Source organism: Streptomyces sp. UNOB3_S3 (assembly GCF_020740895.1).
GTDB lineage: Bacteria > Actinomycetota > Actinomycetes > Streptomycetales > Streptomycetaceae > Streptomyces.
Genome location: NZ_JAILXP010000174.1, coordinates 1 through 14,267, shown reverse-complemented (window position 1 = coordinate 14,267; position 14,267 = coordinate 1). Strand labels below are relative to the sequence as shown.

General features: G+C 69.8%; 14 protein-coding genes, 1 tRNA gene and 1 pseudogene. 2 read left to right on the top strand and 14 right to left on the bottom strand.

All coding sequences use genetic code 11. The annotated features are described in order from the left end of the window. Positions 1–108: 108 nt before the first annotated feature. Positions 109–179: transfer RNA gene (locus K6I33_RS19690), tRNA-Gly, on the top strand. Positions 180–243: 64 nt separating this feature from the next. On the opposite strand, the gene K6I33_RS19685 is transcribed toward K6I33_RS19690, so the two are convergent. From K6I33_RS19685 to K6I33_RS19675, 3 genes and pseudogenes are all read right to left on the bottom strand, one after another. Further along, complete coding sequence (locus K6I33_RS19685) at positions 244–657, bottom strand: hypothetical protein (RefSeq protein WP_229354236.1); 414 nt, start codon at positions 655–657, stop codon at positions 244–246. Between the two features lie 164 nt (positions 658–821). Beyond that, complete coding sequence (locus tag K6I33_RS19680) at positions 822–1,364, bottom strand: NUDIX hydrolase (protein WP_229354234.1); 543 nt, start codon at positions 1,362–1,364, stop codon at positions 822–824. A 5-nt stretch (positions 1,365–1,369) separates the two neighbouring features. Further along, positions 1,370–2,213, bottom strand: a pseudogene (locus tag K6I33_RS19675) (NAD(P)-dependent oxidoreductase); the annotation flags it as partial. A 122-nt stretch (positions 2,214–2,335) separates the two neighbouring features. On the opposite strand from K6I33_RS19675, the gene K6I33_RS19670 reads away from it, so the two are divergent. Next, positions 2,336–2,530 carry a hypothetical protein gene (locus tag K6I33_RS19670; protein WP_229354231.1) on the top strand — a complete coding sequence of 65 codons (195 nt, stop codon included), beginning with the start codon at positions 2,336–2,338 and terminating at the stop codon, positions 2,528–2,530. A gap of 34 nt (positions 2,531–2,564) precedes the next feature. Here K6I33_RS19670 and K6I33_RS19665 read toward each other — a convergent pair whose 3' ends face one another. From K6I33_RS19665 to K6I33_RS19615, 11 genes are all read right to left on the bottom strand, one after another. Further along, positions 2,565–2,888, bottom strand: coding sequence for a hypothetical protein (locus K6I33_RS19665; RefSeq protein ID WP_229354229.1), 324 nt, complete (start codon positions 2,886–2,888; stop codon positions 2,565–2,567). Then, entirely contained in the window at positions 2,885–4,060 is a 1,176-nt protein-coding gene (locus K6I33_RS19660; RefSeq protein ID WP_229354227.1) for a Shedu anti-phage system protein SduA domain-containing protein, read from the bottom strand. The genes K6I33_RS19665 and K6I33_RS19660 overlap by 4 nt, the downstream gene beginning before the upstream one ends. A gap of 165 nt (positions 4,061–4,225) precedes the next feature. After that, a complete protein-coding gene (locus K6I33_RS19655; protein ID WP_229354225.1) occupies positions 4,226–4,924 on the bottom strand; it encodes a hypothetical protein in 699 nt (232 codons plus the stop codon). 62 nt (positions 4,925–4,986) lie between these two features. After that, positions 4,987–6,198, bottom strand: coding sequence for a peptidase M23 (locus K6I33_RS19650; protein WP_229354223.1), 1,212 nt, complete (start codon positions 6,196–6,198; stop codon positions 4,987–4,989). A gap of 4 nt (positions 6,199–6,202) precedes the next feature. Next, entirely contained in the window at positions 6,203–6,991 is a 789-nt protein-coding gene (locus tag K6I33_RS19645; RefSeq protein ID WP_229354221.1) for a hypothetical protein, read from the bottom strand. Next, positions 6,988–9,120 (bottom strand): hypothetical protein, encoded by a 2,133-nt coding sequence (locus K6I33_RS19640; protein WP_229354219.1) that lies wholly within the window; start codon positions 9,118–9,120, stop codon positions 6,988–6,990. The genes K6I33_RS19645 and K6I33_RS19640 overlap by 4 nt, the downstream gene beginning before the upstream one ends. 2 nt (positions 9,121–9,122) lie before the next feature. Then, positions 9,123–9,677 carry a hypothetical protein gene (locus K6I33_RS19635; RefSeq protein WP_229354217.1) on the bottom strand — a complete coding sequence of 185 codons (555 nt, stop codon included), beginning with the start codon at positions 9,675–9,677 and terminating at the stop codon, positions 9,123–9,125. Continuing rightward, positions 9,674–12,214: an ATP-binding protein gene (locus K6I33_RS19630; protein ID WP_229354215.1), complete on the bottom strand. Its 2,541-nt coding sequence runs from the start codon at positions 12,212–12,214 to the stop codon at positions 9,674–9,676. The genes K6I33_RS19635 and K6I33_RS19630 overlap by 4 nt, the downstream gene beginning before the upstream one ends. 12 nt (positions 12,215–12,226) lie before the next feature. Then, the gene (locus K6I33_RS19625) at positions 12,227–12,877 is read right to left on the bottom strand and encodes a hypothetical protein (protein ID WP_229354213.1); all 651 of its coding nucleotides are present in this window, start codon (positions 12,875–12,877) and stop codon (positions 12,227–12,229) included. Then, positions 12,874–13,107 (bottom strand): hypothetical protein, encoded by a 234-nt coding sequence (locus K6I33_RS19620; protein ID WP_229354211.1) that lies wholly within the window; start codon positions 13,105–13,107, stop codon positions 12,874–12,876. The genes K6I33_RS19625 and K6I33_RS19620 overlap by 4 nt, the downstream gene beginning before the upstream one ends. Before the next feature lie 79 nt (positions 13,108–13,186). Beyond that, positions 13,187–14,267 (bottom strand): conjugal transfer protein (locus K6I33_RS19615; RefSeq protein WP_229354209.1); only part of this gene is annotated, 1,081 nt, incomplete at its 5' end.

The window sequence follows — 14,267 nt, the reverse complement described above, 5'->3', positions numbered from 1 at the left end:
CGCCCCCACAGCGCCCACACACGACAAGAAGGCCACCACGGCGAGTGCGCCGGGGGCCTTCGATGAGGTAGAGTGTGCGACGATGCGAGGCCCTGAGGGGCACTTCGCGCGGGCGTAGTTTAATGGTAGAACATGAGCTTCCCAAGCTCAGAGCGCGAGTTCGATTCTCGTCGCCCGCTCTTGTCCACAAGGCCCAGGTCACAGACCTGGGCCTTGTTTCTTTACCCAGCCCGGGCCAAGGCATTAGAGGGGGCGCCCCCTCGCATCACGGCGCCTTGGCACAGCGTCCTGCGCCAGCCCAACGCCGCCCAAGAGGCCGATCAGCGCAGCCGGAACACCAAGCCACCACCAGTCCCCACCACGACCTGCCGAAACGACGAGCAAGGCGATCGCGACAACGAGAAACGCCACTGCAGCACACGATCCGACCCCGTCCCGAGTGCGCCGATCCTCGTCTTCCACGATCTTGCGCACGGTGTCGTCGATGTGCTGTTGAAGAGTCCGCTTTGCCTCACTGTCCTCAGGCAGCAGAGCAAGCAGTTCGGCATCCTGCTTGACAATCTCCCGAGTCATGGGGTGTTTGCGCCGAGTCTGCCAGAGGCCGCCCAGCACGGTCATGGCCGCCACAGCGACTGGCGCGATGTCCACCAACTTCAAGGTGCGCTCTCTCTTCCTCTGGGTTATCTCATGAACGCGGAACCGGCGCAGTGGACACGCACCGGACAGACGGTCGACCTGAGTCCCTTCGCAGTGCAGCGGGCACGAGGCCATGCACCCCTGTGATCGCGCTTTGCGAGGTGAAGACTTCCGCTCCAATCGGGTCAGCGGAGAGCTGCAGCGACGCGCCGCCGTAGACGTTCGTCGGCGAGGGATTCCGCCTCGTGCCAGGCCGCGTCGGTGACCTCCTCCGTCTGGAGCTGGTGGACTGTGGCCGTGGTGCGGAAGAGGAACCTGAAGTCGATGTGCTGGTGGTCAGGCTCGCCCTTGGCGTCATTCGCCGGGATGGGGTGGACGTCGATGTGGACGGGCCGGTCCGCCACGGCGGTGACGGCATCGGCAGGGATGCCGGTCTCCTCGGTCAGCTCGCGCAGGGCCGCGTCGAGGAGGGTGTCGTCCTGGGCTTCTAGGTGGCCGCCGGGCAGCAGCCACTTGTCCAGGGCGAGGTGGTGGATGTGCAGGATGCGGCCGTCCGGGCGGGCGAGGATGGCGCCGGCGGTGGCGTGGCCGCGGAATTCCTTGCGGCTGGCCAGGTCGGCCCCTTCGTCCAGGAGACCGAGGAGCGGGGCGAGGGTGGGCTTCTCGTCGGGGTGTTCGTCGAGGTAGCCGTGGAGGGTGGTGCGGATGTGGTCTGCCGTGATGGCCAAGTCGATCACCTGTTGAAGTAGGAGAGCCAGGTCGCCGCGATCGCGGCTCGGTCGTCCGCGCTGACCTCGTGGAGGCCAGGGGCCAGATCGGCGCGGGTGAGCATCCTGATCGCGGCCAGGATCTCGGCCTGGACCAGGAAGATGAAAGGTCCGACGCTCGCGCCGTGCAGGAAGTTGACGGCGTTGCCACCGTTGGCGAGGTAGAAGTAGTGGCCGGTGGTCTGGTAGCGGGTGAGGTGCTCGCCGACCATCGTGCGGGTGTAGACGTCGGGCAGCGCGTCGAGCTCCAGCTCGTCCTCCTTCGAGGTGACGGTGGCGACGTAGGTGCCGTTGCGCAGGTGAGGGAAGTCCTCGCCCGTGAGGGAACGAGCGCCGGTCGCGCAGAGCACCAGGCCGGCCGAGGCGAGGGTGGCCTCGCGGTCGCGGGCGACGGCGAAGCCTTGGGAGAGGGCCTGGGTGCGGCGGACGGGGTCGATGTCGTAGGACGGTGACCTGGACGCCTTTGGCGTGCAGGAGCCGAGCGATGGAGGATCCGAGCTTGCCGAAGCCGATCACGAGGGCGGGGCGGCCGTGGAGGATGTCGCCTCGATCACGCAGGACGGCCTCGGTGGAGAAGACGACGGACTGGCCGACCAGGAAGTCCTCGGGGGCCTTCAGCGGCGAGCGGGCGACCGAGATGACCGGGCAGGGCAGCTTGTCGAGCTCCGCGTACCGACGGTGGCCGTTCTCGGTGTCCTCGATGACGCCGAGGATCTGACCGGTGAAGCGGCTGTGCAGGTCGGTCAGGGCGGGGGCGAACTAGCCGCCGACGTCCAGCAGCACCACTGGCTCGCCGGCGGCCCGGGATTCGGTAGCTTCGGGCGTCGCGCGCAAGCGCCAATGGGCCGGGCCGTATACGTGCCCGCAGGTGAGCCGCAGAAGCGTCGCTGCATAGGCTCGGGCCACGTCCTTGGAAGCCCCCCCATGACGTCATGTGGTCCCTGGACGGGTTCAGCAAGGAAGACGAGCCCTTGCGTGCCCAGTTCCCCATCAGCCGCGAACAGATCGCCGAGCTTCGCAAGGTGGTCAAACCCGATCCGGACGACCCATGGCTAATCGGTGGGTGCTACCCAGCGCCCGTCGAATTCTGGCCCGAGATCGTCACCGGCGCCGCAGCTGCCGGCTGAGGCGCGACAGAGGCTCGGACGTTCGCAGGGCTCCTCAGATACGTCCCGGGCGCAGGTGGCGGGAGGCTGCCAGGCAGGAGGACAGCCACGTCGCCTCCGCCCGATTGATGATCAGACCATCGACGGTGATCATCCCGTCCATCACAGCACCGACCCGTATCGAGTGGTCGCCTACGCGGTACATCTGCCACTCCGCGTCGCTGTGCCAGAGCCGGGCAGTCTTCTCTCCCCGGCGCTGGGCGAAGACGAGCTCCTCCCCGTGTTCGTTCAGGAAGTAACCGACGTAGTCCTTGCCTGTGATCGCCCCACCGCACAAGCGCGCCAGGAGCGGCTCGATCTCAGGACGGGTGTCGTTCATGCGGGCTCCTCATTCGAGTCAGGGTCTTGTTGTGCCGACGAGAGGGCCAGCATCCGGGTCGCCGACTCCAGCAGGGTCTCGTACGTGATCACTTCTATGCGCGCCTTGTGCGAGTTGTAGGTCCGCAGCGTCTCCGCGATCTCCTGGGACGTGATGCTCCCGCCCACGTACCGCGGGTGCCCGATCACGACCGTCGCCGAGGCTCTGCGGGTGTCGACGCCGTGCTCCGCGAGGATGGACTGACGGTTCTCGTCCATGGCCCGGAGATAGTTCTGCGCCTGGGAAACCGCGTGATGCGGCGGAGCGCCCAGCATGAGGTGACCACTGCGCCGGATGACCAGGTCCTTGACGTTGGCGCGCTTGAGTTCCACCACGTGCAGGGATCCATCACCACGCAGCAGCGGAATGTCGAGAATGGTGTCCGGGGTGTACTGGCGGCGGGCCAGCTCGGTCACGTAGGCCCCGCCGAAGATCCACTCCTGGTTCTTGAGGCAGGCGTGGAGGGCGCTCTCGGAACTGCCCGGATCCTCCACCGCGGCACGCAGGGCCGCAAGGCCGGCTCGCCTGGCTTTCAGTTCGAGCAGCTGGGCCAGTAGTCCAGCGTCGGCGTCCGCCAGGACGTCACTCACCATCCGCGCTGCCTCAGGGGAGGCCGGTCGAGGCAGGTTCCGGAGGAGTATCTCCATGTGCCCGTACTGCTGGAGCCGTCTCATATCCCGGGTGGACAGCCGGATCCCTCCCTCGCCGGTCCCGAGGCCCAAGTGGTCCACGGACCGGGCGATACCGCGAAAGAGATCACGGGCATCGGCGGCGGTCGCATCGGGCTTGTCACGGCACAAGACGTCCAGAGCGGCAACCGCCCGATCAGCACCCATGGCGGCCATCCGCCGCATGCCTTCTTCGCTGCGTCGTCGCGCCTCTTCGTCGTAGTACATCTCTAGGATTTCGAGGAACAGCTCGCCTCCGGCGTAGGCGGCGAAACGCTGAAAGCGCTGAGCGAGCCCGATGTCCTCATGCAGGAGGGCCTCCTGGGCGACATCCTCCAATGCGTCCACCAGCGGCTTGCCCTTGCCGTACGTCCCGCCGAAGCCCCCGCCCATGATGCGCAGCACCACGTCGATGCGCTCCTGCACCCTCGCGTGCTCGGTGAGCTCCTGCGCCGTCTCGACCATGCTTCGGAGCGTGAAACTGGATCTGTATACCGCCATGCGGACCACCGTAGGACCGGGCACTGACAACACGTTCGGTGACTCCGGAGGCACAGCGCAGGCCAACCGATGGTCCCAGGCGAGGGTTATCCCACCATTCCTGTGGTGCCCCGGCCGACCCCCGTCCCGTCACGACGTCAGGTGGGCGACCCGGCCGAGTTCCGGGCGGAGGGCCTCCGCTGCCGCCGGGTCGGTCGTGCGCAGCAGGGCCCAGGCCGCGTGGGCGTTGCGGGCGGCGCGGCGGGTCTCCGGGTCCGGGGGCCCGGCCTGGCGGCGGCGTTCGGCGGTGAGCAGGTGGAGCCGGGTCGCGGCGGCCCAGTCGTCGCGGAGCAGCAGGGACAGCCAGGCGCGGGTCGCCAGCGCGCCGAGGGCGTGGGGGTGGAACGGGCCCAGTTCCGCGGTCAGCGCCGTCTCCAGCTCCTCCGCCGCCGCGGCCGCCCCGGCCAGGTCGCCGCGCAGTTCCGCGGCGACGACCCGGCCCAGGACGGTGGTGTGGTGGGGGGCCAGTGGTTCGAGTGGCCGGGCCGTCGGGATCACAGGAGGGGCCGGCTCCGGGGCCGGGTGCGGCGCGTCCAGCGGTGTCACCGCGCCGTCGTGGTCGACGATCAGGGGCCAGACCGAACCGTCCGGCTCCTTGGCGTTGATCCGCACCGGGTGCCCCCGGCGGGCGGCCCGGACGCGGATGTCGGCGAGGGCCGACGTCCGCGCGTCCTGCCCGGGCAGGTTCTCGACCTGCTCCCCGTCGACGGTGGCTTCTCCCGTGGCACTGATGACGATCGTGTACACGGGCGTCAGGGGGACCGAGTCGAGGTCCGTCACAACAGGCATGGCCAATCAATCCTTACTTCCCGCCGGTCCCCTTCGGTTCCGCCGCACCATCATCATCCGGATCATCCCGCGTTCGGGTAGTAGGGGGGCGACCAGCCCAGGTACTTGGCGCCCCACTTGGTCTCGATCGCGGTGGCCGGGACGATGGCTATCTCGCCCTTGCCCTCGATGTCGTTGGACGCGATGTTGCCGTCCCCGACGTAGATCGCGACGTGTCCGGCCCGGTGCCCGGTGTCCCAGAACATCAGGGCGCCCGGCGGTGGGTTGCGATCGCCGTCGTGCCGCATGTCCTTGGGCATGATCTGCGTGTAGTGGTCGATGGCGAAGTCGGTGCCGGAGTAGTTCCAGCCGTACGCGATCGAGGTGAAGGCCAGGCACTGCTGGTACCAGTTCGCGCGGTGGCTGGCCGCCTCGGCCTTGGCCCACGCGATGGCGTCGGCGGTCGAGCGGCGGTTGACCACCTTGGCGGGCCATCCCGAGGCGCCGTCGTGGAACGGCTCGCCGGGCTTGGCGGGTGTGCCGTTGCCGGTGGTGTTGCAGTTCCCCGAACCGCCGCCGTCAGGCTTCTGGCTGCCGCCGTCCTGCGCCGGCTTGTTCCCGGACTTCCCCGGCTGGTCGGGGTGGTTGTCGCCCGCCCGTTCCAGATCGATGCCGGCTTCCTTGGCGATGCTACGGGCCTGGGTCTCCTTCGGGCCGTATGCGTCGGGGAAACCGGACCGCTGCACCTTCTGGGCGGCGTCGTTGAACGACATGCCCTCCCATCGATAGTCCGTCAGACCCGGCGGGTCACCGCTGTCGCCGCCGAAGAAGAACATGTGGGCCGCGTACTTGGGGTCCATGATCTGCTCTTTGGTGCCCCAGCCCGTCGACCACTGCTGCTGGAAGAGACCGAGCGAGTCCCGGTCGCCTTTGTTGATGTTGTCCAGCTCCGACTCCGCCAGCGCCGTCATCAGCGCGATGAGCGTGGCCCGGCCGGGCAGCTTCCCGTCCTTGGCCACCTGATCGATGATCTTCGCGTTCTCCACCTGCCGCTTGCGCAGCTCCTTGCCCGCCCCGCCCATCTCGTCCCCGCCGCGGCCGTTGGCCCCGTCGTCGGCGGGCTGGCCGGGCTTGCCGCAGGCGGCGGCGGACGCGCCTTTGCCGCCGATGCCGGCAAACATGCCGAGCAGGATCAGAAAGGCCATGAACAAGGCCGCGACCGGTACCCCCAGCTTGACCATGAGGGCACGCCGGGCTCCCCCCGCCGCCAGGGCGAGGGCCTCACGTCCGTCCAACGACTCAGACCCCCAGGACCCTGCCCACGCGCCAGCCGTCGTCGCCGCGCGTGATCTCGGTCAGCAAGACCTTGGTGTCGTTGTGCTTCTGGTAGCCGGCGACGGTGGTGTCGACGGTGACCCTCCGCCACACCCGCGTCGGGGTGTCCGCCTGCTTGCGCACACGGTCGTCGTCGGCCGGGCCGACGGTGACCTTGTCGACCGTGGCCACGCCGCCGTCGGCCACCAGCTGGTACCAGGCCTTGTCGTCGAACTGCTCGAGGTTCTTCTCCAGCGCCTCGGTCATCCACGGAGCCGCCCGCCGGACCGGGACCTTCTGGTCCTTGTCCACGGGCGGGTTGCGGGTCATATAGGCGCGCGCCCAGCCCTCGGCGGTCTTCTCCGGGGTGCTGAGGTCGGCCTTCGGGGTGGCTGGGGCGGACGGGGAGGCGGTGGGGCCGCCGCCCCCGGCCGGCGACGACTCCGTGCCCGTGTCGTCGGGGCTGCCCGCCTGGATCACCGTCGACGGCGCCCCGGCGTGGTCCGGCCACCAGTGGTTGGCTGCCAGGCCCACGGCCAGGAGGCCGACGATCAGGACGACCGCGCCCCCGGCCGTGACGGGCTCGCGGCGCCGCTCCTCGGCGATGCGCCGCTTGAGCTCGACCTTCTGGTCCTGCCGGTAGATCTTTCGGGCCCGGCGGCGCAGGGAGCGCTTGGGGGCCTGCCGGATCTCCTCGGGGTACTCGTACTCGAACCCGGCCTTGAGAAGCTCGCGCCACTCGGCGGAGTCCTTGGGCCTCTCCGCCTTGCTCATGAGCCGTTCCTCCTCCTGCGGCGGCGGCCGGGTGCCGGCGCCGGTGTGCGCACCGTGGCGGCGGCACCTGAGGCGGAACGATTCGCCACGGCACGATTCGTCACAGCCGTCCTACGGGCGTCGCTGATGCGCTGCTGACGGGGCACGCTGCGCGGCTTCGGCGCCGTGCGGAAGCGGTAGGAGTCCTGGCCGCCGCCACCGCCGGGGCGCGACGGCGAGGGGTGCCGGCGAGTCGCGGCCGCCTGCTGCCCGGCAGCGCCGGCACCGGCGCCGGTACGTCCGGTCTGCGGGTTGCCCGGCTGATTGCGGGCGTTGTCGCGCTGCGCGGCAGCGGCCTTGCCGGCCACGGAGCGCGGACGTACGGTGCCCACCGGCGTCGAACGCCGCTCCGGCAGGTCCACGGTCCTTCCGGCACCGGCGCCGTAGGTGCCGCCGCGACTCGCGCCGCCCGGGCCGCGCCGGCCACCGCCCGCGCCGCCTCCACCGCCGGGGTCCTGCCGGCCGGAGGAACCTTGCGCGGGACCGTTGCCGGCTCTTCCGCCGCCCGCGCCCAGGGGCGCGGGGTTCTTGGCCATCCAGGAGTACATGGACGCGGCCTTGCCGACGTGGGAGACCTTCTCGTCGAAGACCTCCGCGCCCTTCCTGGCACCCGCCATGGCGAGCTTGCCCGCGCCCCTGCCGGCCTGCTTGCCGGCCCATCCTGCGCCGCGCAGGGACTTCTTGGCCGTCCAGCCGCCGGCCCGTCCGGCCATCCGGCCGGCCCCCCGGGCGATGGCCATGCCGGCCGCCGACGCACCCGGGCTCATGGCGCCGGTGACACCGACGATGCTCTCCATGACGCCGCGGAACTTGAACGCCACGACCGCGCTGGTGATGCTGATGCCCGCCGAGGCGAACCAGCCGTACTTGCCGATCATGGAGACGCTGGCGGTGTTCAGGATCAGCACGCAGCCGAGCACCATCGTGCTGACGAACGACTGGAGTGTGAAGCCCAGCAGCATGTCAAACCAGCGCATTCCCCACTGCCTGGGCCTGCCGGGGATGACCCACATGCAGGCGAAGACCACTCCCGCCAGGAGCAGCATCAGCGCCCCGATGAGGGAGGCGAGGGAGGCGAAGGCGAGCGCGATGGCGAGGGCGGCGAAGAGGACGACGCAGACGAAGGCGGCGATGGTGACGGGGACGCGGCCGGCGTTCTTGCCCTGGCGCCAGTCGACGGCCGGCCTTCCCACCCCGCCTTCGCAGCCGTCTTCGCCGTCTACGGCACACACGTTGTCGTGCAGCCAACTCTCGCGGGCCTTTGTGTTGTCACCCTTCTCGTCCCAGAGTCGCTGAGCGAACTCCTTGCACGTGTCGAGATTGCCGAACTCGGCGACGCACCAGGGTGTCACGACATACGAGCGCCAGATCGCGTCCGCCGACTTGCGCAGCATGTTGTCCTGGGTCGAGCCGTTGAAGGAGACATCGCCCTTGATGTCGATGGGCTCGTTGGTCCCGGCACCCAAACCAGCGCTGGCGGCCTCCATGGCCACCGAGCTGCCTATGCTGCGCGTGGAGTCGATTCCGTCCACCCATACCTGTGGTGTGGACAGCAATGACACCGAGAGGATGCCGGACGCGGCCACCCAGCCCAGTTGGCTGAGGGCACTGCCACCGGCCTTTCTGTGGTTCGCCCACGCCACCAGTGCTCCCACTGCCAGGGCCGTGGGGAGCAGAGTCTCGGACACGGTCCCGGCGGCGCCGGAGATGGCATGGGTGATCGAGTCCTGGAGCTCCTTGACGGAGGTGAACTTGATGGCCCACTGCACGACGACCACGGCCGCCAGACCCACCAGGACCGTCAGGCCCATGAAGATGACGGCGATGCCGTTCTGGATCTGATAGCCGATCTCATCCCAACCCAGCTGGGAGTCCAGCTGGTAGAGGCCGCTGTTGCTGTAACGCTCGAAGAGCGTCCCCGATTGCCCGGCGGGCCGGGTGCCGGGCGAAGGCAGCAGCGCGCCCATGCCGGCGGGTTGGTACTTCGAGTAGTCCCTTCCCTTCGCAGCGGCGGCGCCGCCCGTCGCCATCAGCGTGGTGAGCGCCCCGACGATCGGAATGGCGAGGTTACGGAAACGGGGAATCCTCATCCCTACGACCTCAGGAGGGCGTCGCGCACGGGAGCGCCGTGTCTCATGTCGGTGTCATAGACATCCGCTCTCTGCTCGACCAGCCACTTGTTGCCCTCTTTGACCATGCGCAGGGCTGTCCGACTGACATGGCGACCATCACTGCCGTTGATCGTCGTCGACATCATGAGCCCGGTCCCGGCGAGATAGTCACCCGATGCCGGAATGGCCTGGGGATCTCCTTCGATCTTCACCGTGGCCGGAGTGCGGCCACCATCGCCTGGGGTGTTTTCCTTCGCGCAGTCCTCCACTGATTTGCCGTCCCGGCCTTGCTGGGTCGACAACTCGCACTTCTGGCGCCAGTCCCGCCGCTGCACGGCCTCCCAGTACTTCACCGCCACGGCCTTCATCGCCGCTTCGTCCTGCCCAAAAGCCTCCGGCGTCCTGGACGCCCCGGAGCCCGGCTTCTTGCCGTCCTTGCCGTCGCCGCCGTCCTGCCCGCCGTCCGAGGACGACGAGCACCCGGTCATCACCAGGACCGACGCCACTGCCACGGCCGCGGCCGCTACTCGCTTCATGCGCTTGCTCCCTCGGGTTCGGACGTGACCTTCTGCGTCTTCTGCGTCTTCGGCGTCGTGTTCAGCAGCTCGAGAATCTCCAGCGACGGCACGTCGAACTGCACCGTCGCGCTGCTGAAGCGCCGGTCGCGCATGATGCAGTGGCCGTGGCGGATCTCCTGCGTCACATCGACGCCGATCGCCTGGATGAGCTGGCGCGTGTGCGCGCCCTTGGGCAGGTCCAGCAGGGCGGCCATGGCGTCCTGCTGTTCGGCCGTCGTCAGCTGGAAACCGAAGACCGTGGTCATCTGCTCCACCAGACCCGTCAGGCTCGCCAGCGACTCGGGGTCCTGGGTGTCGACGACCAGCGCGGTGTGGAGCGCGCGGCCGACTCGGGCGATGTACTGGAGGAAGGAGCTGCCCTCGCGGGTCGCCGTCAGGACGTGCACCTCCGGCACGGCCACGACCTTGCGCAGGCCCCGCAGGTCCTTCCGGCCGGCCATGCTGATGCCGTACGCGAGCAGCGAGTGGACGAGGGCCACCGACAGGCGCTGGTGCACCGACCAGTCGTCGCGGTCGTCGTCCGGCGACGGCAGGGTGATGCCGGGGACCTGGACGACCCAGATGCCCGGGTTCGGCGTGATCAGCGTGGTGCCGGACGGCTTGCCCATGAAGGGCGCGCCCAGGCCCGTCAGCGACAGCTCGTAGAGCGCGTCGCCGGCCTCGCGGCTCAGCTCGTCGTCCGACTTCCGCAGCCGCTCGATGACCTTCCAGGTCGCGGGGTCGCCCTCGGCGATGACCTCGTTGACCGCGCTCTGGATCGGGGTCTCCGCGCCGCGCATCCGCAGGTGCTGCGGCAGTGCGATGCCCAGCTGGGCCGGGACCTCGGTCTGGGCGCGCTCGGCGCTCTCGCCGGAGAGCAGGGTGAACAGGTCGGCGACGCCGGCGAACTGCGAACCCGTCTCGATGAGGTGGGCGTTGAGGCCGTAGCGCTGCCCGGCCGAGACGAGGCCGCCCATGTCGCCCTTGAAGTCCAGGGCCAGGACGAAGGAGCCGCGGAAGCCGGAGTCCAGCAGGGACAGCATCATGGCGGTCGTCTTGCCGCGACCGCTCCGTCCGATGAACGCGGTGGTCGTGGCGTCGCCGCGCTCGGAGCCGCCGGTGAGGTCGTTGCGCACGACGCCGGGCGTCGAACCGGTCAGATAGCCGATGATCGGGCCGGAGTCGTCGCCCACCGACGCGCCGCCCCAGAACCAGGAGCCGGCGAACGCGCCGACCGTCCGGGTGTGCACCAGGTCCGGCACCCGCAGCATGTCGCCGGGCTGGGACTCCAGCCACAGCTCGCGCTGTTCCTCGGCGGCGACGCTGACCTCGATGCCCAGTCCGCCGTAGAAGCCGATGACGGCGTCGCAGCGGTTGCGCAGGTCCTCCAGCGAAACGTCACTGCTGACGATCAGGCGGGGGTGGTCCTCCAGCAGCGTGACGTCCTCGCGCTTCATGTCGCGCGAGAGGGCCGTCATCGTCTCCTCGGTCTCCTCGATCTCCTGCGCGGTCTCGCCGGCGGAGTGCTTGGCGGCGCTCTGCCGCTGCTCCTTGGCGAGCCGGCGGACCTCGTCGATCTGCTTCAGCGCGTCCCGCTTGTGGAGGACCTTGAAGCGGACGGACGGCTCGGCGTTGACCGGCTTGACGTGGATGTCGCGTTCGAGGTCGTCGTCCGTGTACTCGGGGACGTACGTGATCTCGGCGACCGCCCGCAGCCATTCCCCGGCGCCCGGGGACTCCATCTCCTCCGGGAAGCCGTCCATGGTCAGGACCGCCGTCCACGCGGAGGTCTCGCCGCGCTGGTCGACGACGCGCAGGTGGTCGGGGTAGGGCAGCACCCGGCCGCGGGTGAGCTGGGCCAGCTTGGCGCCGGTGATCGTGCCGTCGCCGTCCGGCGTCGGCAGCTGCGCGCCGCGCCGCTGCTCGCGCGCGATCATCCAGGCCAGCATCTCGACGGTGGCCGGCTGGGCCTTCCAGGGCGTGGTCTCCAGCTGGCGGCCCAGGCGCCGGGTGAGGGCGTCGAGCCGCGCGAGCTCCTTCGGGGAGACGGACGTGGAGCCGATGCCCATGGCTTCCTGGACGCCGCGGCTGCCCCGGGCCTTCGCCTGCGTGGAGCGCTCGACGAGACGCACGCCGAGCAGCAGCAGACGGGTGGGGAGCTCCAGGTCGTCGAGGCGCTCGATACGGGTCTCGGCCCAGGCGGCGTAGTCGCCGGCCGAGAACAGGGTCTCCGCCTCGTTGCGGTACTCGTCGGAGTTCAGCGGTGCCCAGAGCACCTTGAGGTGGCAGTCGTGGCCGGAGAGGGTACGGGCGAGCGCGCTGCTGGCCTGGTCGTGCTCGGCGTCCCGGGCGCTCTCCGACATCAGGTCGGTGTTGGAGCCCGAGAGGACGAACCACGCCTCGGCGTGGGTCTCGGTGACGATCAGGCCGTCCGCGAGGGCGACATAGCGGGGCGGCGGGGCGGAACGGTCACCCTCGACGCCGAGGAAACGGGCGATGCCCTTGATCAACTTCACTGTCGGGTACCTTTACGTGCCTTCGGGGCCGGGCCGGTGCGCCGCACTGCCCGTCCATGCCTGCTGGGCCGCGGGCCGGGTGTTCTGCCGCGCCGCCTGCTCGGCGGCCTTGCGCTCCTTCGCGGAGAGGCCGCGCATCCGCGCGCGGTAGACGTGGTCCGGGCCGTAGAGCCGGGGCCGGGCGTCGAGCTTCGCCGGGCGGCCCGCCGTCGGCCTGGGTTCGTCACCGCCGAGCGCGCCCTCGAACACGCCCATGCCGGGGAGGGCCAGGAACTCGTCCGTCCGGTCGCCCAGCCGGGCCCGGAGCGGCAGCCACTCACTGCGGTCGGCGGCGCGGCGGCCGCCGTTGATGACGGGGCGGTGGCCAACCGTCAGATAGCGGATGGCCAAGGCCCACTGGGTCAGGTTCCACCGCCGCTCGTTGCGCCGGGAGCGCTGCGCGCCGTAGAAGGTGATGAGCGCGGGCGGGGCGAAGTAGAGGGTGAAGAAGATCTTCGAGGGAAGTCCGAAGACGAGGAACAGTCCACCCACCCAGACCCCGTAGATCACGGCACCGGTCACCAGGACGCGGCGGGAGGGACCTTCTCCGAGGTCCATGCCGAACAGCTCGTGCTGCCGCGTCTCCAGATCGAAGTGGCGGGTGAACGTGTGCCCTACCCTCACGAGCCGGCGACCTTCTTCCAGACCTCGGTCAGCATGGTCTGCGAGACGTCCGGCGCGAAGACGAAGCCGGCGACGACCACACCGGCCAGGAAGTGGCCGAGGAGCTCGCCCCACTCGCGCTTCGCGTAGTGGCCGATGGCCCTCACCGCGAGGACGATCAGGAAGATGTTCCCGGCGATCAGGAACACCCAGGACTTGAGTTCGGCGCCACTGGTCAGCGCGAGTTGCATCGGTATCTCCCCCGTGGTGGAAACGGACAGCGGTGAGTGAGCGAGTAGGTGAGTGGATGGGCGACGGCGGACCGGCGCGCTACGGCGTGAATCCGCCGTGGACCTCGGCGACCTGCCAGCGCTCGGCCTGGGCCGAGGCCACGCGGGTGAGCTTGACCCGGTAGGTCTGCTCGATCTCGGCCCCGCCGACGTTCCAGCTGACGACGGCCGTGCCGACTCGGTCGGTGCCGCTTCCCTCGTCCACGGTCCAGTTGCGGATCGTGCCGAGGGTCATGCCGGACGGCAGGGCGGGGATGGAGGCGCCGGGCGCGGCGACCGATCCGGGCTCGCCCGTGGCGTACTTCGCGAAGAACTCCTCGACCACGCCGCGGGTCTTGTCGCTGAACTCCATGTCGTTGCTCTTGGCGTTCGGCACGGGTACGGACGGGCCGTTGTTCGGCACACCGACGATGCCGGGCTGGCCGGTGACGACGACACGGCCGGAGGCCTCGACGACGGGGACCTCCAGGCCCATCCACCGGGTGGCGGAGGCGGGCTTGGCGTCCTTCTTGGCGTCGTCCTTCTTGGGCTCGTCCTTCTTGGCGTCGTCCTTCTTGTCGCCCTTGTCCTTGTCCTTGTCGGCGGGGGCGGTGCCGTCCGGCGCCGGGCCGCTCACGAGGAGGTCCACCCGGACGCGGGCACGCTTGTCACCGAGCACGGAGACGGTGCTCGGCAGGACGACGAGTACTTGCTGACGGCCCTTGGAGTTCCAGCCGGCGGTGGTGTCGGTGCCGCTCGGCATGTCCCGCGCCAGGGCACCGGCCCGCGCCTGCGGGTCGGTCTCGTCCCAGGTCAGATACGAGCGCGCGAAGCGCGCGGCGACCGCCTGGGCCTCCTGGACGGGGTACTGCGGACCGCTCTCGACCTTGGTGGGGGCGGGCTTGGGCGGGGCGGGGGTCCAGAACCACGACCGGATGCCGGTGATCGCGGCGAGGGCGACGACGCCCCAGAGCACACCGCGGCCGACCTTCACGGCGAACTTGGAGCCGCTCTTCTCGTCCTCGATCTTCCAGGGGACCTGGCTGCCGGGGGCGGTCCTGGACGCGCTCTCCGGCGCCGTCGGCTCGGTACGGGCGGGGCCCGGCGTCTGCGACTGGAGGCGTGCCGCAGCGTCCGTCCAC